Here is a 21,372-nt window from a genome sequence, read left to right as displayed (position 1 = left end):
CTGCCAACCTCTTTGCGGCGGGCGTTTGACCAGCATAGGAACGAGGGTCGCCACATCCGTTAGCCTGGAGTTCTATACATGCATCCCCGCGTTCTTGAGGTCACCGAACGGCTTATCGCCCGCAGCCGCGCCACTCGCGAGGCCTACCTTGCGCTCATTCGCGGCGCAGCCAGCGACGGTCCGATGCGCGGCAAGCTGCAATGCGCCAACTTCGCCCACGGCGTAGCCGGTTGCGGCACTGAAGATAAAAATAGTCTGCGAATGATGAATGCCGCCAACGTGGCAATTGTTTCGTCATATAACGACATGCTCTCGGCGCACCAGCCGTACGAACATTTTCCTGAACAGATCAAGAAAGCCCTGCGCGAAGTCGGCTCGGTCGGCCAGTTCGCCGGCGGCACCCCCGCCATGTGCGACGGCGTGACCCAAGGCGAACCCGGCATGGAGTTGAGCCTGCTCAGCCGTGAAGTGATCGCCATGTCCACGGCGGTAGCGCTGTCCCACAACATGTTCGACGCCGCGCTGATGCTGGGCATCTGCGACAAGATCGTGCCGGGCCTGATGATGGGCGCACTGCGCTACGGTCATCTGCCGATGATCTTTGTGCCTGGTGGCCCGATGCCGTCCGGTATTTCCAACAAGCAGAAGGCCGATGTGCGCCAACGCTACGCCGAAGGCAAGGCCTCCCGTGAAGAGTTGCTGGAATCGGAGATGAAGTCCTACCACAGCCCCGGCACCTGCACCTTCTACGGCACTGCCAACACCAACCAGCTGTTGATGGAAGTGATGGGCCTGCACTTGCCGGGCGCTTCGTTCGTCAACCCGTACACGCCGTTGCGTGATGCGCTGACCCGCGAGGCCGCGCACCAGGTCACCCGTTTGACCAAGGCCAATGGCAACTTCATGCCAATTGGCGAGATCGTCGACGAAAAATCCCTGGTCAATTCGATCGTCGCGCTGAACGCCACCGGTGGTTCCACCAACCACACCCTGCACATGCCGGCGATCGCCATGTCGGCGGGCATCATTCTTACCTGGCAGGACATGGCCGACCTCTCCGAGGTAGTGCCGACCCTGTCCCACGTGTACCCAAACGGCAAGGCCGATATCAACCACTTCCAGGCAGCGGGCGGCATGTCGTTCCTGATTCGCGAACTACTGGAAGCCGGCCTGTTGCACGAGGACGTCAATACCGTCGCGGGCAAGGGCCTGAGCCGTTACACCCAGGAACCGTTCCTGGTGGATGGCGAGCTGATCTGGCGCGACGGTCCTATCGAAAGCCTCGACGAAACCATCCTGCGCCCGGTCGCCCGTGCGTTCTCGCCGGAAGGCGGCTTGCGCGTGATGGAAGGCAACCTCGGCCGTGGCGTGATGAAAGTCTCGGCGGTGGCCCTCGAGCACCAGATCGTCGAAGCACCGGCGGTGGTGTTCCAGGACCAACAGGACCTGGCGGACGCGTTCAAGGCCGGCCAACTGGAAAAAGACTTCGTCGCGGTGATGCGCTTCCAGGGGCCGCGCTCCAACGGCATGCCTGAATTGCACAAGATGACCCCGTTCCTCGGCGTGCTGCAGGACCGTGGCTTCAAAGTCGCCCTGGTGACAGACGGGCGGATGTCCGGCGCCTCGGGTAAGATTCCCGCCGCGATCCACGTCAACCCCGAAGCCCAGAGCGGCGGGCCGCTGGCACGGGTGCGCGATGGCGATATCATTCGCGTCGATGGCGTGAAGGGCACCTTGGAGCTTAAGGTGGACGCCGAAGAATTTGCAGCGCGCGCGCCTGCCACGGGCCTGTTGGGCAATAACGTGGGGGCCGGTCGCGAGCTGTTTGCATTTATGCGCTTGGCCGCAAGCTCCGCAGAGCAAGGCGCCAGCGCCTTTACCTCTGCCTTGGAGACGCTTAAGTGAAGCTTGCGCTGGTCGGTGATATCGGTGGAACCAACGCGCGTTTTGCGTTGTGGCGGGACCAGGAACTGCATTCGATCCGCGTGCACGCCACGGCGGATCATGCCAGCCCGGAGGAGGCCATCAAGGTCTACCTCAAGGAAGAAGGCCTGCACATCGGTGACATCGGTGCGGTGTGCCTGTCGGTGGCCGGGCCAGTGAGTGGTGATGAATTCAAGTTCACCAACAATCACTGGCGCCTGAGCAAGACGGCGTTTTGCAACACCTTGCAGGTCGATGAGTTGCTGTTGGTCAACGATTTTTCGGCCATGGCCCTGGGCATGACCCGCCTCAAGCCCGACGAATTCCGTGTGGTCTGCGAAGGCACGCCGGAACCGTTGCGCCCGGCGGTGGTGATCGGTCCGGGCACCGGCCTGGGCGTTGGCACCCTGCTGGACTTGGGCGGTGGTCGTTTTGCGGCGCTGCCAGGGGAGGGCGGCCATGTCGACCTGCCCCTGAGCAGCCCACGGGAAACCCAGCTGTGGCAGCACATCTACACTGAGATCGGCCACGTCAGTGCCGAAACCGCCTTGAGCGGTGGCGGCTTGCCACGGCTGTACCGCGCGATTTGTGCGGTGGACGGGCACACACCGGTGCTGGACACGCCCGAAGCCATCACGGCAGCTGGCCTGGCCGGCGACCCGGTGGCGATGGAAGTGTTGGACCAGTTCAGCATCTGGCTGGGCCGGGTGGCGGGTAACAATGTGCTGACCACCGGTGGACGCGGTGGCGTGTACATTGTGGGCGGAGTGATACCGAGGTTTGCCGACTTCTTTATCAGCAGCGGTTTCGCCAAGAGCTTTCGCGACAAGGGCTGCATGAGTGACTACTTCAAGGGCATTCCGGTGTGGTTGGTGACCGCGCCTTATTCCGGGTTGACCGGGGCTGGTGTGGCGCTTGAGCAGGCTTTTGCGTAGGCAATGATGCCGCTATCGCAGGCAAGCCAGCTCCCACATTTGGAATGCATTCCCCTGTGGGAGCTGGCTTGCCTGCGATGAGGCCCTGAAGATCACTCCCATAACAACAAGGAGGACCCCGTGAGCGTAATCAGTAAGTCCATTCTCCTCGTCGACGACGACCAGGAAATCCGTGAATTGCTGCAAACCTACCTCAGTCGCGCCGGTTTCCAGGTGCGTGGCGTGCCGGATGGCGCGGGGTTCCGCCAGGCGATGAACGAGGCGCCCTGCGACCTGGTCATCCTTGATGTGATGCTTCCGGACGAAGACGGTTTCAGTCTGTGCCGCTGGATTCGCCAGCACCCGCGCCAGGCGCAGGTACCGATCATCATGCTCACCGCCAGCTCGGATGAGACCGACCGCGTGATCGGCCTGGAGCTGGGCGCTGACGATTACATCGGCAAACCGTTCAGCCCCCGCGAATTGCAGGCGCGCATCAAGGCCTTGCTGCGCCGTGCGCAATTTGGCCAGGAGCGCAGCGGCGGTGGTGATGTGTGGGTGTTCGACGAGTGGCGCCTGGACATGATCAGTCACCGCCTGTTCCATGTGGATGGCGAAGAAGTGATCCTCTCGGGTGCCGACTTTGCCCTGCTGAAGTTGTTCCTCGACCACCCGCAACAGATCCTCGACCGCGACACCATCGGCAACGCCACCCGTGGCCGTGACCTGATGCCCCTGGACCGTATCGTCGACATGGCTGTCAGTCGCTTGCGCCAACGGCTGCGCGATACCGAAAAGCCGCCGCGACTGATTCGCACCGTGCGTGGCAGCGGTTATCAATTGGCAGCCAGCGTGGTTGCCGGCAATGCGCACTGAGCAACTGAGCGAGCGCCGCCGGCGCTTTCCGGTACCGCGCTCATTGCTGGGACGGATGTTGCTGCTGACCTTGCTCGCGGTGTTGTTCGCCCAGGCGCTGTCCAGCGTGATCTGGGTTTCGCAGTTACGCGCCACGCAGCTTGAAGGCCTGGTCACCAGCGCCCGCAGCCTGGCGCATTCGATGACCGCCAGCGTGAGTTACTTCCGTTCGTTGCCGGTGGCCTATCGCCCGTTGGTCCTCGACCAACTGCGCAGCATGGGCGGCACGCGCTTTGTGGTGACCCTCAACGACCGCCCCTTGGACATGGCGATTCTGCCGCAGACCCCACGCAAACAAGCGGTGCTGCAAGCGGTGGATGAAGTGCTGCGCCAGACCTTGGGCGCCGACGTGCATATCTCGGTGGAGTTCGTCAGCGCCGAGGACCTGCGCATTTTCAACGCCGGCTTGAAGCTCGATGAATTGCCACGCTCCTGGGCGCATTACGCGCTGACCCTGGAACCGGTGAACCCGCCGGTGCTGGTTACGCAGATCCAGCTCGCGCCCGGCGAATGGCTGTACATCGCCTCGCTGCTGCCTGAGCCCTACACCAGCTTGGAAGAACAGGGCCTGCCGTCGCAACAGGTGTGGTTTATCGTGCTGACCAGCGGCTTTTTACTGCTGTTTATCGGCCTGTTGGTGCACTGGCAAAGCCGACCGCTCAAGCGCCTGGCGCGGGCGGCGCGGGATATGTCGCTGGGCGCCGATGTGGAGCCGGTGGCCGAAGGTGGCGGCAGTGAAGTGGTGGAAGTGGGCCGCGCATTCAACGCGATGCGCGAGCGCATCAGCCGCTACCTGACTGAACGCAGCCAATTGTTCAGCGCGATTTCCCACGACCTGCGCACACCCATCACTCGCCTGCGACTGCGTGTGGAACTGCTCGAAGACGAGAACCTGCAAACCAAGTTCGGCCGCGACCTGGATGAGTTGGAGTTGCTGGTAAAAGGCGCGCTGCAATGCGTAAAAGACACCGACATTCACGAAAACATCGAACCGGTAGACCTGAACCACGTACTCGACTGCCTGGTGGAGCCGTACCTGGCGCCGAACGGCAATGGCCGCGTGACCCAGCAGGGTCGAGCACTGACGACCTACCCGGGCAAGCCGCTGGCGCTCAAGCGCTGCATCGGCAACCTGATCGACAACGCCTTGAAGTACGGGCAGAACGCCCATTTGCACATCGAAGACGATGGCGTTGATTTCATCCTGCATGTGGATGATGAGGGCCCCGGGGTGCCGGAGCAGCGGTTGGAGCAGGTGTTCGAACCGCACTTTCGGCTGGCCGGGCAGCAACAGGGCTATGGTTTGGGGTTGGGGATTGCGCGAAACATTGCCCATAGCCATGGCGGCGAGGTGAGTTTGCAGAATTTGCGCGAAGGTGGGTTGCGGGTGACGTTGCAACTACCCCGTGGATTGGACTGATTGCACGCTGAACCCATGTGGTGTGTCAGATGCTTTGGCGCAGCCGGGCCAAATCTCTTAAAGGTGGCGCACCAAACAACCGGCTGTACTCCCGGCTGAACTGCGATGGGCTTTCATACCCTACCCGATACCCTGCCGCCGACGCTTCCAACCCTTCGGCAATCATCAAGCGTCGTGCTTCCTGCAAGCGCAGCTGCTTCTGATACTGCAATGGACTCATCGCGGTGATCGCCTTGAAGCGGTGATGCAAGGTCGACACGCTCAGGTTCACTTCCTTGGCCAGGTCATCGATGCGCAGGGGTTGTTCGTAGTTGCCGTTCAACCAGGTAATCGCCTGGCTGACACGATGGCTCTGACTGTTGGCCACGGCAATTTCATACAACCGATAACCCTGCGGCCCACGCAACAGGCGGTAGAGGATTTCCCGGTTGATCAATGGCGCCAGCATCGCGATGTCTTTGGGCGTATCCAGCAGGCGCGATAGGCGCAGCACCGCGTCCAGCAGTTGGCTGTCGATACGGTCCACGTACATTCCGCGAGAAGTAGGGCGCGAAGGCACGCCCATCGGGCCGGCTTCGGCGATCAGCGCGGTGAGCTGCGCCGGGTCGATATTGATGCGCACCGACAGGTTCGGGTTTTCGGGTGTGGCCTCGATGATCCGGCCCGCCACTGGCATCGCCACCGAGAACACCAGGTAATTGAGCGGGTCGTAGGCAAAGATTTCGTCGGCCAGGCGTACTTCCTTGCTACCGCTGGCCAGGATGCACAGCGCGGGCTCCACCAGCACCGGCATAAAATCGCGCGGCGTGTTGTGGCGGTTCAGGTACAGCGAGGTGATTGCCGTGCCGTAGGAGCCATCTTCCCAGGTGTGCCGGTGCACGATACTGGCCAGTTCGGCGCGCTGCTTTTCCATCTCGGCATCGAGGGGAATGGACTGATGTTCAGGCGACGACATGGGGTGTCCTCTACAGGCTTTTTTGATGGGCTCAGCTTAGCGGTGGCTTTTCAAAAAGTGTTACGTCGATTCTGCACAATCCTTGCCTGATCCTGCGATAAGTCGTGAATCAGGCAAGCAAAGCGCCTGTCATCTCCCTGAAACACTGAGCATGGGCTTGGAATAAAACCCGAGGCTGTAACGTCCTATCTACGCTTCTCGCAGGATTGTGCAATAAGCCTGCAGGAATCGACTAACTGCGCGGCTACCCGCGCCGTTATCTTTGATCCTGTGGCAACACGCCCTCACAGTGCTTGCCGAGCATCACTTCTCAACGGGAGAGTCGAACATGTCCACCCCCATTCCCGCGAGCCATATGGCCTTTATCCGTGCCCGTACCGGGTGCAGCACCGAACTCGGTGCACGCTTGAGCAGTTTGATCGAACCGGGCCGTCAGGCTCAGGGTTGCCTGCAATTCTCGTTGCAGCATTCCCAAGTTGATCCCGATGTGTGGCTGGTCTCGGGTTTCTGGAGCAGCGAGCAGGCGATGAGCGCCTACTTCAACTCGCCAGCCCTGATGATCTTTACCGAGCTGTTGAATGACATGGTGGTTCGTAGCATGGACTTCCAGACCTTCACCGACGCATCCGCCGTGCATGCCTACGGCGAGTACCTGCAACTCGCTGGTTGACGGGGGTAGAATGGCCGACTTTCCATTGGCCAGGACCTGCAACATGGCACGTAAAGAATTTACCCACCACGAAGCCGTTTCCGCCGTAGTGCCGGGAGAGGGTGGCTACAGCGCCGCCGTCGCCGTCAAGGCACTGGATGGCATGGGCGCACCGCGCTTTCACAAGATCCTTGATGGACAGACGTTCAAGACCGCTTCCGATGCCGATGACGCGGCGGCGTTGCAATTGGAGCGGTTGGTGGATGTGGATGAAGAAGGCCAGTTGGCCTGGGCAACGGCATCAATCTAACCAACACCGCTGAACCCAATGTGGGAGCGGGCTTGCTCGCGAATGCGGTCTGTCAGTGACACTGTTGTGCCTGACACACCGCGTTCGCGAGCAAGCCCGCTCCCACAGTTTTAATCGCATTTCAGTCAGGTTTTTGTGGCACCTGGGCGATACATCTTGAATAACGCTTCCGGCCCCAACTGGAAGTAATCCGCTGGCCCACCCCCCCGCAGAATCGGCTCAGCCGCCGCCGTGTCATAAATGCCATCCTTGAGCAGCCACTTGGCGATATGCACCGCAACCACCTCACCCAGTACCAGCCAGCTTGGCACCAGTCCCTTGTCGGCCCGCTGCAGTTGAATGATCTGCGTCACCTTGCACTCGAACGACACCGGGCTCTCGCCGACCCGTGGCACGCTGATGATTTTTGACGCCACCGGCGTCAGGCCAGACAGCTCAAACTCATTCACCTCGGGTGATACCGCCGCGCAACTCTGGTTCATCTGCTCGGCCAGCGGGCGGGTCGCCAGGTTCCATACAAACTCGCCAGTCTGTTCGATGTTGTTCAGGCTGTCTTTGCGCCCGACACTGGAAAACCCAATGATCGGCGGAATGTAGTTGAACGCATTGAAGAAGCTGTAGGGCGCCAGGTTCAGGCGGCCTTCGCTGTCGTGCGACGAGATCCAGCCAATGGGCCGTGGGCCGACGATGGCATTGAACGGGTCATGGGGCAGGCCGTGGCCGTTGGCGGGTTCGTAGAAGTGGATATCGTCAGGCATGGCCGGGGTTCCTGCAGTTGAGTTCGCTGAGGTGGCCATACTGCAAGGCATGGCGGCGAATTTCCATCGACGATATGGAATTTTCATGCGCTCCCCACCTATTTTTCACAGCGCCACGTTCAGTCTGCGCCCCAAGGTCGGCACCCCTCATCAGTCGGCCAATTGAATGACTGAGCTCTGGAGCCTTCCCCCCAATGAATAAACTTCCTCAGATCACCCTGGCGTTCTGGGTCATGAAAATCTGCGCGACCACCCTGGGCGAAACCGCAGGTGACTTGCTGTCGATGACCCTGAATGTCGGCTATGCCATCAGCTCGATGATTCTGATCAGCGTGTTCCTGGTCACGTTGGTGACGCAGCTCTGGTCGAAAACCTACAACCCGGTGCTGTACTGGATCGTGATCCTGTCCACCAGCACCGCTGGCACTACCATGTCGGACTTTATGGATCGCTCCCTGGGCCTGGGGTATGCGACGGGGTCGATGATTCTGATCGTGATTTTGATGATCATCTTTGCCATGTGGCACCTCAGTGGCGACTCGCTGAATGTGAACAAGGTGCAGACCTTTCGCGGCGAGCTGTTCTACTGGATGGCCATCCTGTTTTCCAACACCCTGGGCACCGCATTGGGTGATTTCCTGGCGGACGATTCGGGGCTTGGGTTTGCCGGAGGCGCGTTGCTGATCGGTTCGACCATTGCGGCCGTGGTGGCGCTCAAATACTTCACGCAGATTTCGTCGGTGTTGTTGTTCTGGGTGGCGTTTGTGCTGACCCGTCCGTTTGGCGCGACCTTGGGCGACTTCCTCACCAAGCCCCATGAGAAAGGCGGGTTGGATTTCGGCACAATCGGATCATCGGCGGTATTGGCGGCGGTGCTGGTGGTGATGATTGCGGGGGCGTCGTATGCGCAACGGCGGTATGGCTCGGTCAACCAGACGCTGCAAAACTAAAAGTGGGAGCGGGCTTGCTCGCGAATACGGAGTGTCAGTCGCCGACGGTATCGACTGATCCACCGCTTTCGCGAGCAAGCCCGCTCCCACATTTTTTGCCGCGCTCAGCTGTTAGTCAGTGGTGATCCGCGAGTGCTTGCGGGTGTCTTTCATGGTCACATAGACCAGCAGCGACACCGCAATACACGCCGTCACGTACCAGTAATACCCGGTCTCCATGCCGATGCTCTTGAACCACAGCGCGATGTATTCAGCCGTACCGCCGAAGATCGACACAGTCAGCGCATACGGCAGGCCTACACCCAGTGCGCGGATTTCGGTCGGGAACAGTTCGGCCTTTACCACCGCGTTGATCGAGGTGTAGCCGCTGACGATGATCAGCGCCGCCATGATCAGGAAGAACGCGCCCCACCAGGTCTGGATGGTGTGCAGGGTGGTGAGGATTGGCACGGTGAACAGCGTGCCAAGGATGCCGAAGGCGATCAGGATCGGCCGACGGCCGACTTTATCCGACAGCCCGCCGATGATGGGTTGCAGGCACATGAACAAGAACAGCGTCGCCGCCGAAATGGTGGTGGAGTCGGAAATGCTCATGCCGACCGTGTTCACCAGGTATTTCTGCATGTAGGTGGTGTAGGTATAGAACGCCAGGGTGCCGCCCATGGTCAGGCCAACCACCGTCATCAGCTCCTTGGGGTGGCGCATCAAGGTGCGCATGGCGCTTTCCTTGGCCTTTTCCTTCTTGGTGAACGACTCGGTTTCTTCCATGCCACGACGCAGGTACAACGCGACTACCGCGCACAGTGCGCCGATGGCGAACGGGATACGCCAGCCCCAGTCGTACAGTTGTTCGGTGGTCAGCAGCTGCTGCAGCACGATCAGCACCGCCAGGGCGATGAGCTGGCCGGAGATCAGGGTCACGTACTGGAAGCTGGAGTAGAAGCCGCGACGTTCCTTGGTCGCCATCTCGCTGAGGTAAGTGGCGGAGGTACCGTATTCGCCGCCGACCGACAGGCCCTGCAGCAAACGGGCAAACACCAGCAGGATCGGCGCGCCGATGCCGATCATTTCATAGCCTGGGCTCAGGGCAATCAGCAACGAGCCGAAGCACATCAGGTACACCGAGGCCATCAGGGCTTTCTTGCGCCCGACCTTGTCGGCGTACAGGCCCATCAACCAGCCACCAATAGGGCGCATCAGGAAACCCACGGCGAAGATCGCGGCGGTGTTCAGCAATTGAGCGGTGGTGTCGCCTTTAGGGAAAAAGGTCTTGGCGAAGTACAGCGAGAAGGCGGCATAGACGTACCAGTCGTACCACTCGACCATGTTGCCGACGGAGCCACTGAAAATCGATTTGATGCGGCTGGAGGTAGTGCGCTCTTTCGTCGGCGCGGCCGCCGACCCCAGAGGCAGGGCGTTGGAATTATCCATTGAAGGATCCTTCATCTAGTTGTTTTTATGGAGCCGCTTGAGCGCAGCCTGGCTGGGCTATAGCAGGAGCTGTGCCAGGTGGATGAAGGCCCGGTCTAGAAGGCTTTGCGGATTTTTTTGAGCGGAAAGTTGCTGATGATTTTCGGGTGGTGAGCGGAAATCCGCTTATGGCCGCTGGCCCTATCGCAGGCAAGCCAGCTCCCACACTTGAATGTATTCGCAGATCAAAATGTGGGAGCCGGGCTTGCCCGCGATGCGGCTTGGCAGGCAACACAAGGATCGGTCTAGAGAAACGTATCCCTCACCAGCCCATGCCGCTGCATCTTTTCATTCAAGGTACGCCGTGGCAGTTGCAACTCCGCCAGCACCGCCTTGATGTCGCCTTTATGCCGGGCCAGCGCAGCCTTGAGGCAATGCGCCTCGAACGCTTCCTGCTGCGCCGCTAACGATTGCCCCGCCTCGATCCCTTCCGGCTCCGGATCGCCCAGGCCCAACACCTGGCGTTCAGCGAAGTTGGCCAATTCACGGACATTACCCGGCCAATCATGGCCGAGCATTCGCCCCAGCTGCGTGCCACTCAAGGGCTCAACGCTGCGGCCCAGCCGTTCGCCCGCGCTATGGGCAAAGTGGTCGAACAGCAGCGGAATGTCCTCGCGCCGCTCACGCAGTGGCGGCAGGCGCAGCTGCGCCACGTTCAGCCGATAGGCCAAATCTTCGCGAAACCGGCCCGCGCGCGCCTCTTCCAGCAGGTCTGGCTTGGTCGCGGCGATGATGCGCAAATCCACATGAATGCTTTGATTGGAACCCAGCCGCTCAAGCTTTTGCTCTTGCAACACCCGCAGCAGTTTGACCTGCTGGGCCAGGGGCATGCTTTCGATTTCATCCAGGAACAGCGTGCCGCCATGGGCATATTCCAGTTTGCCGATGCGCTTGCCCTGGGCGCCGGTGAACGCGCCGCTTTCATGGCCGAACAGCTCGGCCTCAAACAGCTGCTCGGGGATCGCCGCGCAGTTGAGTGCCACGAAGGGCTTTTTCGCCCGAGGGCCGAAGTCATGCAGGCAGCGCGCGACCAGTTCCTTGCCGCTACCCGTCTCGCCACGGATCAGCACATTGACCGGCAAGCTCGCCAGGTCGAGCACTTGGCGGCGCAGGTTCTGCAAGCCCCGGGACACACCCAGCAGGCTTGTTTCCAACTGCGCGCGATGATCGGCCTGTTGATGCAGGCGGCGGTTTTCCAGGATCAGCCCGCGCTTGTCCAGGGCCCGGCGCAGGCTGTTGAGCAACGCGTCGGGGCTGAAGGGTTTTTCCAGGAAGTCGTAGGCACCGTCGCGCATGGCTTCCACCGCCATCGGCACGTCGCCATGACCGGTCAACAGGATCACCGGCAAGTCGGCATCGCGACGTTGCACTTCGGCCAATAGCTCGAGCCCGCTGAGCCCGGGCATGCGCACGTCGCTCAAGATCACTCCGGGAAAGTCCTTGGGCAATTTCGCCAGGCATTCCTCGGCGCGGCTGAACAGTTGCACCTCAAACCCGGACAAGCTCAGCCATTGCTCTACGGCCGTGCGAATGCTGGCTTCGTCATCGACCACAATCACCGCGTTCAACATAGGTCGGGCGTCTCCAGCGCGATAGGCAAGGTCAGGGTAAACACGGCGCCGTCACCACGGTTGCCGGCAATCAGGCGACCGCCGAGTTCATGCACGATCGCGTAGGACACCGCCAGCCCGAGGCCGAGCCCATCACCCACGGGTTTGGTGGTGAAGAATGGGTCGAACACGCTGTTCAAGTGCTCCTCGGCAATCCCGCCGCCGCTGTCGCTGACGGTGAGTTGCCACAGTTGCTGGTCAGCCTGCAGGCGGATTTCCAAGCGTTTACGCGGTTTGTCGGCCATCGCGTCGAGGGCGTTGCGCAGCAGGTTGATCAGCACCTGTTCGAGGCGGATCGCATCGCCACGGACCCACGCAGGGCGTGTCAGGTCGAGCACCACGCCGATGCCCTCATCGCGCAGGCGGGCATCAAGCAAATGCAGGGATTGGTCGACCACTAACGCCAAATCCAGCCGTTCGCGCAAGCCGCTGGGGCTTTTACGCGCAAAGGTCTTGAGGTGGCCGGTGAGCGCCGCCATGCGCGTGAGCATTTCGTCCAGCGGCGTCAGCGCCTTGTAGGCGTCGTCTACGCGGCCATGGTCCAGCAGCAGGCGCAGGGTTGCCAATTGCATGCGCTGGGCGGTCAGCGGTTGATTGATCTCATGGGCGAGGGCGGCGGACATCTGTCCCAGTGCTGCGAGCTTGGCCGATTGTACGAGGCCGTCTTGCGCTGTGCGCAGGGCTTGGGTGCGTTCTTCCACCAACTGCTCAAGTTCTTCACGACTGCGCTGACGCAAGCGAGCCAAGCGCCAGCGCTGGGTCAGGAACAGCACCAGGAACACCAGCGCAAGCCACGAGCCGGCGGCGGCGAGGCCGGCGTTGCGTTGGTCTTCGAAGGCGAATTGCGGTTTGCGCAACAGGTGCAGGGTCCAGCCTTCGGCTTTCAGCGGCAGCGATTCCCAGATGTAATTGGCGCTGCCGTCGGGGCCATTGACGCGCATCAGGTGGCTGTTGTCGTCAAAGCGTTGCAGCGACTGGGTCTCCAGCGGTTGCAGTTGTTTCTTGTCATATTGGCGGGTGGCCTTGAGTTCGGCCAGGTCGGTGTCCGACAGCGGTCGCAGGTTGCGATAGCGCCAGCCCGGTTGGTTGGCGATAAACACGATGCCCCGCGCATCGCTGACTAACAGCAGGTCGTTGCCCTGGGCCCACTCGCGTTCAAGCTCGGGGAATTCCAGCTTGACCACCATGGCGCCAAGGAACTGCTCGTGTTCATCCAGCACCGCGCTGGAGAGGAAATATCCCGGTATTCCAGTGGTCACGCCCACGGCAAAAAAGCGCCCGGTCCCCTGACTTCGGGTCTGGCTGAAATAAGGCCGGAACGCGTAATTGTGGCCGACATAACTGCTGGGCAGGTTCCAGTTACTGGCAGCCACGGCCAGGCCGGTTCGGTCCATCAGCTCCAGGGTAGAAGACTGCGCGGCGCCGTTGATGCGTTCCAGCTTGCGGTTGAGCAAATCCTGGGTGCTGGCATCCAGCGGACCTCTCAAGGCGTTGATCATTTCCGAGTCAAGCGCCAGCACCGCCGGCAGGGCGCGGTAGCGTTCGATCAGGGTATGCAGGGAGTTGCCATACAGCATGAGCTGCTGACTGGCGCGGGCGGCGTCGTCCGCCAAGGCCTGGCGTTCGGCATGGCGCGTAGCCAGGGCCGCGGCCAGCAGTGCGCCGGCGATGATCAACAGGGAGAAGAAGGTCAGGCGCAGGGGACGAGGGATCACGATCATACGGTGATGAACAGGCGCAGTGAGGGGAGTGCACCATACCATGAGCACCTTGATTCTTGTGACGGGTGGGTATTTGTGGGAGCGCGCTCGGCTTAACAAAAGTGCCAGCCATAAAAAAGGCGACTGGGCCGTGGAGCCGCAGTCGCCTTCATCCAAGCGGGAAAATGCTTACTGCACTTCTACCGCCAGGCTTTCACTGATCTTTTTCTGCCAGATGGCAGGACCGGTGATATGGACGGATTCGCCCTTGCTGTCCACCGCAACGGTGACCGGCATGTCTTTCACGTCGAACTCGTAGATCGCTTCCATGCCCAGCTCGGCGAACGCGACAACGCGGGACTTCTTGATGGCTTGCGCCACCAGGTAAGCCGCGCCGCCAACAGCCATCAGGTACACGGCTTTGTGGTCCTTGATCGCTTCGATGGCGGTCGGGCCGCGCTCGGATTTGCCGATCATGCCCAGCAGGCCGGTTTGCTCGAGGATCTGACGGGTGAACTTGTCCATCCGCGTCGCGGTGGTAGGGCCAGCCGGGCCAACCACTTCTTCGCGCACCGGATCAACCGGGCCGACGTAGTAGATGAAGCGACCCTTGAGGTCGACCGGCAGGGTTTCACCTTTGTTCAGCATCTCGACCATGCGCTTGTGCGCGGCGTCGCGACCGGTGAGCATCTTGCCGTTGAGCAATACGGTTTCGCCCGGCTGCCAGCTCTGCACTTCTTCCGGGGTCAGGGTGTCGAGGTTGACGCGGCGAGCCGATGGGCCGGCTTCCCAGACGATTTCCGGGTAGGCGTCCAACGGTGGCGCTTCCAGCGACGCAGGGCCCGAGCCGTCGAGCACGAAGTGCGCGTGGCGCGTGGCAGCGCAGTTGGGGATCATGCACACCGGCAGCGAGGCGGCGTGGGTCGGGTAGTCCATGATCTTCACGTCGAGCACGGTGGTCAGGCCACCCAGGCCCTGGGCGCCGATGCCCAGTTGGTTGACCTTCTCGAACAGCTCCAGGCGCATCTCTTCGATACGGTTCTGCGGGCCGCGCTTTTTCAGCTCGTGGATGTCGATGGACTCCATCAACACTTCCTTGGCCATAACCGCAGCTTTCTCGGCGGTGCCGCCGATGCCGATGCCCAGCATGCCCGGTGGGCACCAGCCGGCGCCCATGGTCGGAACGGTCTTGAGCACCCAGTCAACGATCGAGTCGGACGGGTTGAGCATGGCCATTTTCGACTTGTTCTCGGAACCGCCGCCCTTGGCCGCCACGTCCACTTCCACGGTGTTACCCGGGACGATGGAGTAGTGGATGACTGCCGGGGTGTTGTCTTTGGTGTTTTTGCGCGCGCCTGCCGGGTCGGCGAGGATCGATGCACGCAGGACGTTTTCCGGCAGGTTGTAGGCGCGACGCACGCCTTCGTTGATCATGTCGTCCAGGCCCATGGTGGCGCCATCCCAACGCACGTCCATGCCCACGCGCACGAACACGGTAACGATACCGGTGTCCTGGCAGATCGGGCGATGGCCGGTGGCGCACATGCGTGAGTTGATCAGGATCTGGGCGATGGAGTCACGAGCTGCTGGCGATTCTTCGCGCAGGTAGGCTTCGTGCATGGCCTGGATGAAATCAACGGGGTGGTAGTAGGAAATGAATTGCAGGGCGTCGGCAACGCTCTGAATCAGGTCGTCTTGCTTGATCACGGTCATGAGTCGCGCTCCTCTATAAGGGAACATTCAATAAAGGTGGCGTCAGTGTTGCATCGGTCGGCTGAAGCCACCTTTCCAAGGCACGCCAAAATGGTGCAGGCGCGACGCTAAAAAGGCGCGGCAGTATAACCCGGTACGGTGGCCGATACACCCGACTATGGTCAAACTGTCGCAGGCATGATTCCCTGTGCGCGTCCCCTGTCATCGAGACCTTTATATGCCTGAACTGCACGTCGGCGAACGCCACTGGTCGGTCACAACCGGCAGCAATCTGCTGGATACGCTGAACCAGGCGGGTGTGGCCGTGCCCTACAGTTGCCGTGCCGGTAGTTGCCATGCCTGCCTGGTGCGGTGCCACGGCGAAGTCGAGGACAAGCAGCCCGATGCCCTGAGTCCGGCGCAGCGCCAGGAGGGCTGGCGGCTGGCGTGCCAGTGCCACGTGAGTGGGGATGTGCGGGTCGAGGCGTTTGACCCGGCGCGTGACGGTTTGGCCGCCCAAGTGGTGGGTGCCGATTGGCTGAACCCGAATGTGCTGCGCTTGCGCCTGCAACCTGAGCGGGGCCTGCGGTATCGAGCGGGCCAGCATTTGGTGGTGTGGGCAGGGCAGGTAGCACGCCCTTACTCACTGGCGAGCTTGCCCCAGGAAGACCCGTTCCTGGAGTTTCACCTCGATTGCCGGCTGCCGGGCGAGTTCAGTGATCGTGCCCGGCAGTTGCAGGTCGGCGACCTTTTACGCCTGGGCGAGCTGCGCGGCGGTGCGTTGCAATACGATGCGGACTGGCAAAACCGGCCGCTGTGGTTGCTGGCTTCCGGTACCGGCCTAGGGCCGTTGTGGGGTGTGTTGCGTGAAGCACTGCGCCAGGATCACCAAGGCCCTATCCGCGTGATTCACCTGGCCCATGATGCGCAAGGGCACTACCTGGCCGAGCCCTTGGCACAACTGGCCGCGCAGCATCCAAACGTGCAGGTGCAGCTTTGGACTGCGGCCGACTCGGCCCAGGCATTGGCGCAACTGCGGCTTGTTTCGCGGCAAACTCTGGCCTTACTCTGCGGGCACCCCGCCCATGTCGAAGCGTTCTCCAAGCGCCTGTTCCTGGCGGGACTGCCGCGTAATCAACTGCTGGCCGATGTGTTCCTGCCCCGTGGTTGAGCGCTGAACTCCACAGTCGCGAGATTCGCCATGACCGACGCTATTTTGCAGCACCGCGAAGGCGGGCTGCTGACCTTGCAGCTCAACCGCCCCGACAAAAAAAACGCCCTGACCCGTGCCATGTACACGTCCTTGGCCGAGGCGCTGGAGCAAGCGGATGCGAGCCCGGATATCAGCGCGGTGCTGATCCAGGGCAGCAGCGAATGCTTCACTGCCGGCAACGACATTGGCGACTTTCTAGAACAACCGCCCGCCGACCTCGACAGCCCACCGTTTCACTTTATGAAGAGCCTGCTCAATTGCCGAAAGCCGGTGATCGCCGCCGTGGCCGGTGCGGCGGTGGGTATCGGTACGACGCTGTTGCTGCATTGCGACTTGGTTTACATCAGCCGCGATGCGCGTTTGCGTATGCCGTTCGTCAACCTGGGGCTGTGCCCTGAGTTTGGTTCAAGCTTGATCTTGCCGCGCCTGTTGGGGCATGCGAAGGCGGCCGAACTGTTGCTGTTGGGTGAGGGCTTTACGGGCGAGCAGGCAGCGGCTTGGGGCATTGCCACCGAGGCATTGGGCAGCGGTGACGCAGCGCTGGCCAAGGCGCGGGAAGTGGCTGGGCGTTTTGAAACCCTGGCCCCCGGGGCGGTGCAGGTGACCAAGCAGTTGATGAAGAGCGTGGACCGCGAGCAGTTGCGCCAGGTGATCGAGGAGGAAGGGGCGCTGTTTACGCAGCGGTTGAAGTCGCCGGAGGCGGTTGCGGCGTTGTCGGCTTTTGTCACCCGTCGATGAGTTTGCATTGGCTGGTCTGGCGCTATCGCAGGCAAGCCAGCTCCCACTTTGGAATGCGTTCATCTGTGGGGGTCGGGCTTGCCCGCGATGAGGCCTTCCCTGGCAACACAAAACCCATAGGCATAAAAAAGCCCCGAACCAGTCGGGGCTTCCTCATTGACCGGTCAATTAGACCTGCGGGTCGCCCACGTGCAGGATCTTCATGCCATTGGTGCCACCGGTGGTGTGGTAGCTGTCGCCCTTGGTCAGGATGACCCAGTCGCCTTTTTCTACGACGCCGCGTTTGACCAACTCGTCGATCGCCTTCTGGCTGACTTCGTTCGGTGCCAGCGAAGCCGGGTCGAACGGGATGGTGTACACGCCACGGAACATCGCCACTCGGGCTTGAGCTTCGCGGTGTGGGGTGAACGCGTAGATCGGCACCGAAGAACGGATACGCGACATGATCAACGGGGTGTAGCCACTTTCGGTCAAGGCAATGATCGCTTTGACACCTGGGAAGTGGTTGGCGGTGTACATGGCAGCCAGGGCGATGCTCTGGTCGCAGCTTTCGAACACCTTGCCGATACGGTGGCTGGAGGTCTTGCTGGTCGGGTGCTTTTCAGCGCCAACGCAGATGCGCGCCATGGCTTGCACCGCTTCCAGCGGGTAAGGGCCGGCAGCACTTTCAGCCGAGAGCATCACGGCGTCGGTGTAGTCGAGTACGGCGTTGGCCACGTCGGACACTTCGGCACGGGTCGGCATCGGGTTCTGGATCATCGACTCCATCATCTGGGTCGCCACGATCACGGCCTTGTTGTGGCGGCGTGCGTGCAGGATGATCTTTTTCTGGATGCCGATCAGCTCGGCGTCACCGATCTCCACGCCCAGGTCGCCACGGGCAACCATCACGGCGTCGGACGCGTTGATCAGGCCGTCGAGGGTTTCGTCGTCGGCCACGGCTTCGGCGCGTTCGATCTTCGCCACCAGCCAGGCGGTGCCGCCGGCTTCGTCGCGCAGTTTACGGGCGTATTCCATGTCGGCAGCGTCGCGCGGGAAGGACACGGCGAGGTAGTCCACTTCCATTTCGGCGGCGAGCTTGATGTCGGCCTTGTCTTTCTCGGTCAGGGCTGGCGCCGTGAGGCCGCCACCACGACGGTTGATGCCTTTGTGGTCCGACAGCGGGCCGCCGATGATCACGGTGCAGTTCAGTTCAGTAGGGGTCGCGGTATCGACGCGCATGACCACGCGGCCGTCGTCCAGCAGCAGCTCGTCACCGACACCGCAGTCCTTGACCAGGTCCGGGTAGTCGATACCCACGACTTGCTGGTTGCCTTCGGTCAGCGGATGGCTGGTGGAGAAGGTGAACTTGTCACCGATCTTCAGCTCGATACGCTTGTTGGTGAATTTGGCAATACGGATTTTCGGGCCTTGCAGGTCACCCAGCAGAGCGACGAAGCGGCCGTGCTTGGCGGCCAGGTCACGTACCAGCTTGGCACGAGCCTTGTGCTCGTCCGGGGTGCCGTGGGAGAAGTTCAGACGGGCGACGTCCAAACCAGCCAGAATCAGCTGTTCGAGGACTTCCGGCGAGTTGCTGGCCGGGCCAAGGGTGGCGACGATTTTGGTGCGACGGACGGACATGCACAGACTCCTGAGTTCAAGCGCTGAGGAAGGCTACTATGCTCTTTCGTTGTAGTCATTGTTCCTTTGCACTACTTATCGACGATTGACTTGTTTTCGTTGCGGCTGAATACGAACAACCTTGAAGATTTTCGACGAGGGGTCGATACACTGCACAAGACAGGAGAACCCTCATGCGAATTTTGCTCGTTGCTGCCCTGGCCGTCAGTGTTGTCGGCTGCACCCGATGGTCGATGGACCACCATTTGAACAACGCCTACCGCGCCTACAAGGTCGGTGATTGCGAACGTGTCACCCTGGAATTGTCCCAGGTCGACCGTGAAAGTCGCACCCGACGTTATGTGCAGCCGGAAGTCTCGATGTTGCGCGGACAATGCCTTGAACGGCAGAAACTGTTTGTCGATGCTGTGCAGACCTACCAATTCATCATTAATCAGTACCCGTCGAGCGAGTACGCTTACCGCGCCCGGGCGCGGCTCGATACCTTGCAGCAATTGGGACATTATCCTGGTGCCAGCGTTGCCCAACCGCGTCCGGCCTCTTTGTGATGATATTCGTCATTTCATAACTGGCCCGCTGCCAGTCTTGGGCTATTCTTTGGAAGTTCGTTTGTACAAGTTTCTACTTGAACGAATGCAGGGCCCGGATTCGGCAGATGTCTAGTGACAAAGCATCGTCTGTTGTCACACCGAGATCCAGGGAGAGCGGGCGATTTTTTGCTCGTTCCGAATCACTGGCACGGCCAGAGTCATGGCCACTGGATGGCGATCTCACCATGTTTACCGACCGACGGATCGAGCGACATCAGCTTCCTTACTTCCTGCAAGTGTTTAATCGTCTCACTGACAAGCCTATCGGCTTTTTGGGCAATGTCTCGGAAGGCGGGCTTATGTTAATCAGCCAGTTGCCCATGATGGTCGACGTGGACTTCGAGCTGCGCTTGAAGATCCCAGCGGCTGACGGCTTGTTCCATGCAATTGACCTCACGGCGACCTGTCTGTGGAGTCATGAAGATATCAACCCGCAGCATTATGATTCCGGGTTCAGCGTGCTTCAGGCGCCCGAGGAGTACGGGCAACTGATCAACGTATTGTTGCATTACTTCAGTTTTGACCCCCTGCAGGCTTCAGCCTAGCTACAGCGCGTCGTCGACCCGGCTCGGGTGTTATCACTCCAGCCGTGGTCGTGCACCCCCTTCTCAAAATACCCCGGCTTTTTTCCAACCCAAGTAGCGCGTGACCAGGGCCGCGCCGAGTTCGGATGGCCGTGTGTCCAGTATCGACAGGCCGTGGGCGCTTAAACGGTCGTGCAGTTCATCGCGTGTGTTGAGGTAATCGACGGTGCCGCTGTAGGCCAAGGCTTCGGGCAAGGTTTGCACGGGGGACTGACGCAGTTGATCGAGCACTTCCTCGCGTAGACTGGCTACCAGCACCCGATGTTGACGACTTATGTGATTGACCGCCGCCAGCAATGCTTCATCGTCCTCATCCCGCAGGTTGGTAACCACGATCACCAACGCCCGGCGTTTCTGCCGGGCTAACAGCTGGTTGGCTGCGGCCTGGTAATCAGCCGTTCGGCGAGTGGTGTCCAGGTCATAGACCGCGTTGAGCAACAGGTTTAATTGACCGCTCCCTTTTACCGGCGCCAGGTAGCGCGGCTGTTCGCCAGCAAAGGTGCACAGCCCCACCGCATCGCCCTGGCGCAACGCGACATAGCTAAGCAACAGGCAGGCGTTGAGCGCGTGGTCAAAGTGTGACAGCTCATCATCCTGGCTGCGCATGCGTCGGCCGCAATCGAGCATGAAGACGATTTGCTGGTCGCGCTCGTCCTGATATTCGCGGGCGATGGGGGTGCGCTGGCGTGCAGTGGCTTTCCAGTCGATCTGGCGCAGGCTGTCGCCTTCGCGAAATTCGCGCAACTGGTGAAACTCCAACCCCAGCCCTCGTCGTTGGCGCTGTCGCACCCCGAGTTGACTCAGCCAGTTGTCCACGCCCAGCAGTTGAGCGCCGTATAGGCGAGCGAAGTCTGGATAGACGCGGGTGGAATCGTTGACCTCGACAAAATGCCGAGCCGACCACAGCCCCAAGGCACTGGGCAGGTGGATTTCGCAGCGACTGAAACTGAAATGCCCGCGTCGCACAGGCCGCAAACGATAGCCCAGTTCACTGCGTTCACCGGGTCGCAGCTCGATGGACTGGGGCATGCCCTCTACGTTCAGCCCGTCGGGGGTGTGATCGAACACCCGTACCATCAGCGGTTGTAGGTAGTTATGTTCTAGCGTAAGGCGTACTTCGCCCCAGCGTCCGAGTGCCAGGCTGGCGGGCATTTTTCGTTGTACCCGCACGCAGGGGCGGCGGCGCAAGCGTGCGGCATCCAGCAATGCGAGCAGCAACAGTGCGAGGAGCAAGCCCCACGCGACGGCGTGCAGAGTGTCGGGCAGTTTGAACTGCAATGCTGCAGCAATACCTAGCAGGATGTTCAAACCCAGCAGCACACTTAGCCAGCTCAACAACAGGCGGGTTGGTTTCATGGGCA

At 61.0% G+C, this 21,372-nt stretch carries 19 protein-coding genes; 11 read left to right on the top strand and 8 right to left on the bottom strand.

Going from position 1 to position 21,372, the window contains the following annotated elements:
* Positions 1–78 precede the first annotated feature (78 nt).
* The 4 genes from edd to CFE47_RS25340 all read left to right on the top strand — a co-directional run bounded on the left by edd (position 79) and on the right by CFE47_RS25340 (position 5,172).
* Positions 79–1,905 (top strand): phosphogluconate dehydratase, encoded by a 1,827-nt coding sequence (edd, locus tag CFE47_RS25355; protein WP_286841212.1) that lies wholly within the window; start codon positions 79–81, stop codon positions 1,903–1,905.
* Positions 1,902–2,858, top strand: a complete 957-nt coding sequence (locus tag CFE47_RS25350; RefSeq protein WP_286841211.1) for a glucokinase — start codon at positions 1,902–1,904, stop codon at positions 2,856–2,858. Before edd ends, CFE47_RS25350 begins: the two co-directional genes overlap by 4 nt.
* 120 nt (positions 2,859–2,978) lie before the next feature.
* A complete protein-coding gene (locus CFE47_RS25345) occupies positions 2,979–3,713 on the top strand; it encodes a response regulator (protein WP_185708106.1) in 735 nt (244 codons plus the stop codon).
* Entirely contained in the window at positions 3,703–5,172 is a 1,470-nt protein-coding gene (locus CFE47_RS25340; RefSeq protein WP_286841210.1) for an ATP-binding protein, read from the top strand. The genes CFE47_RS25345 and CFE47_RS25340 overlap by 11 nt, the downstream gene beginning before the upstream one ends.
* 25 nt (positions 5,173–5,197) lie before the next feature.
* On the opposite strand, the gene CFE47_RS25335 is transcribed toward CFE47_RS25340, so the two are convergent.
* The gene (locus tag CFE47_RS25335) at positions 5,198–6,127 is read right to left on the bottom strand and encodes an AraC family transcriptional regulator (protein WP_185708104.1); all 930 of its coding nucleotides are present in this window, start codon (positions 6,125–6,127) and stop codon (positions 5,198–5,200) included.
* 328 nt (positions 6,128–6,455) lie between these two features.
* Here CFE47_RS25335 and CFE47_RS25330 point away from each other — a divergent pair, with 328 nt between their 5' ends.
* Positions 6,456–6,797, top strand: a complete 342-nt coding sequence (locus tag CFE47_RS25330) for an antibiotic biosynthesis monooxygenase family protein (protein ID WP_071484314.1) — start codon at positions 6,456–6,458, stop codon at positions 6,795–6,797.
* Positions 6,798–6,807: 10 nt separating this feature from the next.
* Positions 6,808–7,086, top strand: coding sequence for a hypothetical protein (locus tag CFE47_RS25325; protein WP_286841209.1), 279 nt, complete (start codon positions 6,808–6,810; stop codon positions 7,084–7,086).
* Between the two features lie 125 nt (positions 7,087–7,211).
* On the opposite strand, the gene CFE47_RS25320 is transcribed toward CFE47_RS25325, so the two are convergent.
* Positions 7,212–7,844 carry a flavin reductase family protein gene (locus CFE47_RS25320; protein ID WP_286841208.1) on the bottom strand — a complete coding sequence of 211 codons (633 nt, stop codon included), beginning with the start codon at positions 7,842–7,844 and terminating at the stop codon, positions 7,212–7,214.
* A gap of 194 nt (positions 7,845–8,038) precedes the next feature.
* Here CFE47_RS25320 and CFE47_RS25315 point away from each other — a divergent pair, with 194 nt between their 5' ends.
* Positions 8,039–8,794: a COG4705 family protein gene (locus tag CFE47_RS25315; protein ID WP_286841207.1), complete on the top strand. Its 756-nt coding sequence runs from the start codon at positions 8,039–8,041 to the stop codon at positions 8,792–8,794.
* A 111-nt stretch (positions 8,795–8,905) separates the two neighbouring features.
* Here the strand turns inward: CFE47_RS25315 and CFE47_RS25310 are convergent, their stop codons facing one another.
* The 4 genes from CFE47_RS25310 to CFE47_RS25295 form a co-directional block, all read right to left on the bottom strand.
* Positions 8,906–10,225, bottom strand: a complete 1,320-nt coding sequence (locus tag CFE47_RS25310) for an MFS transporter (RefSeq protein WP_185708100.1) — start codon at positions 10,223–10,225, stop codon at positions 8,906–8,908.
* A 284-nt stretch (positions 10,226–10,509) separates the two neighbouring features.
* Positions 10,510–11,835, bottom strand: a complete 1,326-nt coding sequence (mifR, locus tag CFE47_RS25305; RefSeq protein WP_286841206.1) for a two-component system response regulator MifR — start codon at positions 11,833–11,835, stop codon at positions 10,510–10,512.
* A complete protein-coding gene (locus CFE47_RS25300) occupies positions 11,829–13,595 on the bottom strand; it encodes a sensor histidine kinase (protein WP_286841205.1) in 1,767 nt (588 codons plus the stop codon). The genes mifR and CFE47_RS25300 overlap by 7 nt, the downstream gene beginning before the upstream one ends.
* A 168-nt stretch (positions 13,596–13,763) precedes the next feature.
* On the bottom strand, positions 13,764–15,287 hold the full coding sequence (locus tag CFE47_RS25295; RefSeq protein WP_016971118.1) for a fumarate hydratase: 1,524 nt from the start codon (positions 15,285–15,287) through the stop codon (positions 13,764–13,766).
* 217 nt (positions 15,288–15,504) lie between these two features.
* Here CFE47_RS25295 and CFE47_RS25290 point away from each other — a divergent pair, with 217 nt between their 5' ends.
* Together CFE47_RS25290 and CFE47_RS25285 are read left to right on the top strand one after the other, a co-directional pair.
* Positions 15,505–16,437 (top strand): iron-sulfur-binding ferredoxin reductase, encoded by a 933-nt coding sequence (locus CFE47_RS25290; RefSeq protein WP_286841204.1) that lies wholly within the window; start codon positions 15,505–15,507, stop codon positions 16,435–16,437.
* Positions 16,438–16,467: 30 nt separating this feature from the next.
* Positions 16,468–17,217, top strand: a complete 750-nt coding sequence (locus CFE47_RS25285; RefSeq protein WP_286841203.1) for an enoyl-CoA hydratase-related protein — start codon at positions 16,468–16,470, stop codon at positions 17,215–17,217.
* A 168-nt stretch (positions 17,218–17,385) separates the two neighbouring features.
* On the opposite strand, the gene pyk is transcribed toward CFE47_RS25285, so the two are convergent.
* Positions 17,386–18,837 carry a pyruvate kinase gene (pyk, locus tag CFE47_RS25280; RefSeq protein WP_185708095.1) on the bottom strand — a complete coding sequence of 484 codons (1,452 nt, stop codon included), beginning with the start codon at positions 18,835–18,837 and terminating at the stop codon, positions 17,386–17,388.
* 173 nt (positions 18,838–19,010) lie between these two features.
* Here pyk and CFE47_RS25275 point away from each other — a divergent pair, with 173 nt between their 5' ends.
* Both CFE47_RS25275 and CFE47_RS25270 read left to right on the top strand, forming a co-directional pair.
* Positions 19,011–19,385, top strand: coding sequence for a tol-pal system YbgF family protein (locus CFE47_RS25275; protein ID WP_071496513.1), 375 nt, complete (start codon positions 19,011–19,013; stop codon positions 19,383–19,385).
* Positions 19,386–19,612: 227 nt separating this feature from the next.
* Positions 19,613–19,972, top strand: coding sequence for a PilZ domain-containing protein (locus CFE47_RS25270; RefSeq protein ID WP_286841202.1), 360 nt, complete (start codon positions 19,613–19,615; stop codon positions 19,970–19,972).
* 63 nt (positions 19,973–20,035) lie between these two features.
* Here CFE47_RS25270 and CFE47_RS25265 read toward each other — a convergent pair whose 3' ends face one another.
* A complete protein-coding gene (locus CFE47_RS25265; RefSeq protein WP_286841201.1) occupies positions 20,036–21,367 on the bottom strand; it encodes a DUF58 domain-containing protein in 1,332 nt (443 codons plus the stop codon).
* Positions 21,368–21,372: the final 5 nt, after the last annotated feature.

This window comes from Pseudomonas sp. PGPPP1 (assembly GCF_002255865.1).
GTDB classification, from domain to species: Bacteria; Pseudomonadota; Gammaproteobacteria; order Pseudomonadales; family Pseudomonadaceae; genus Aquipseudomonas; species Aquipseudomonas cremoris.
This window is presented reverse-complemented; position numbering and strand designations above follow the sequence as displayed.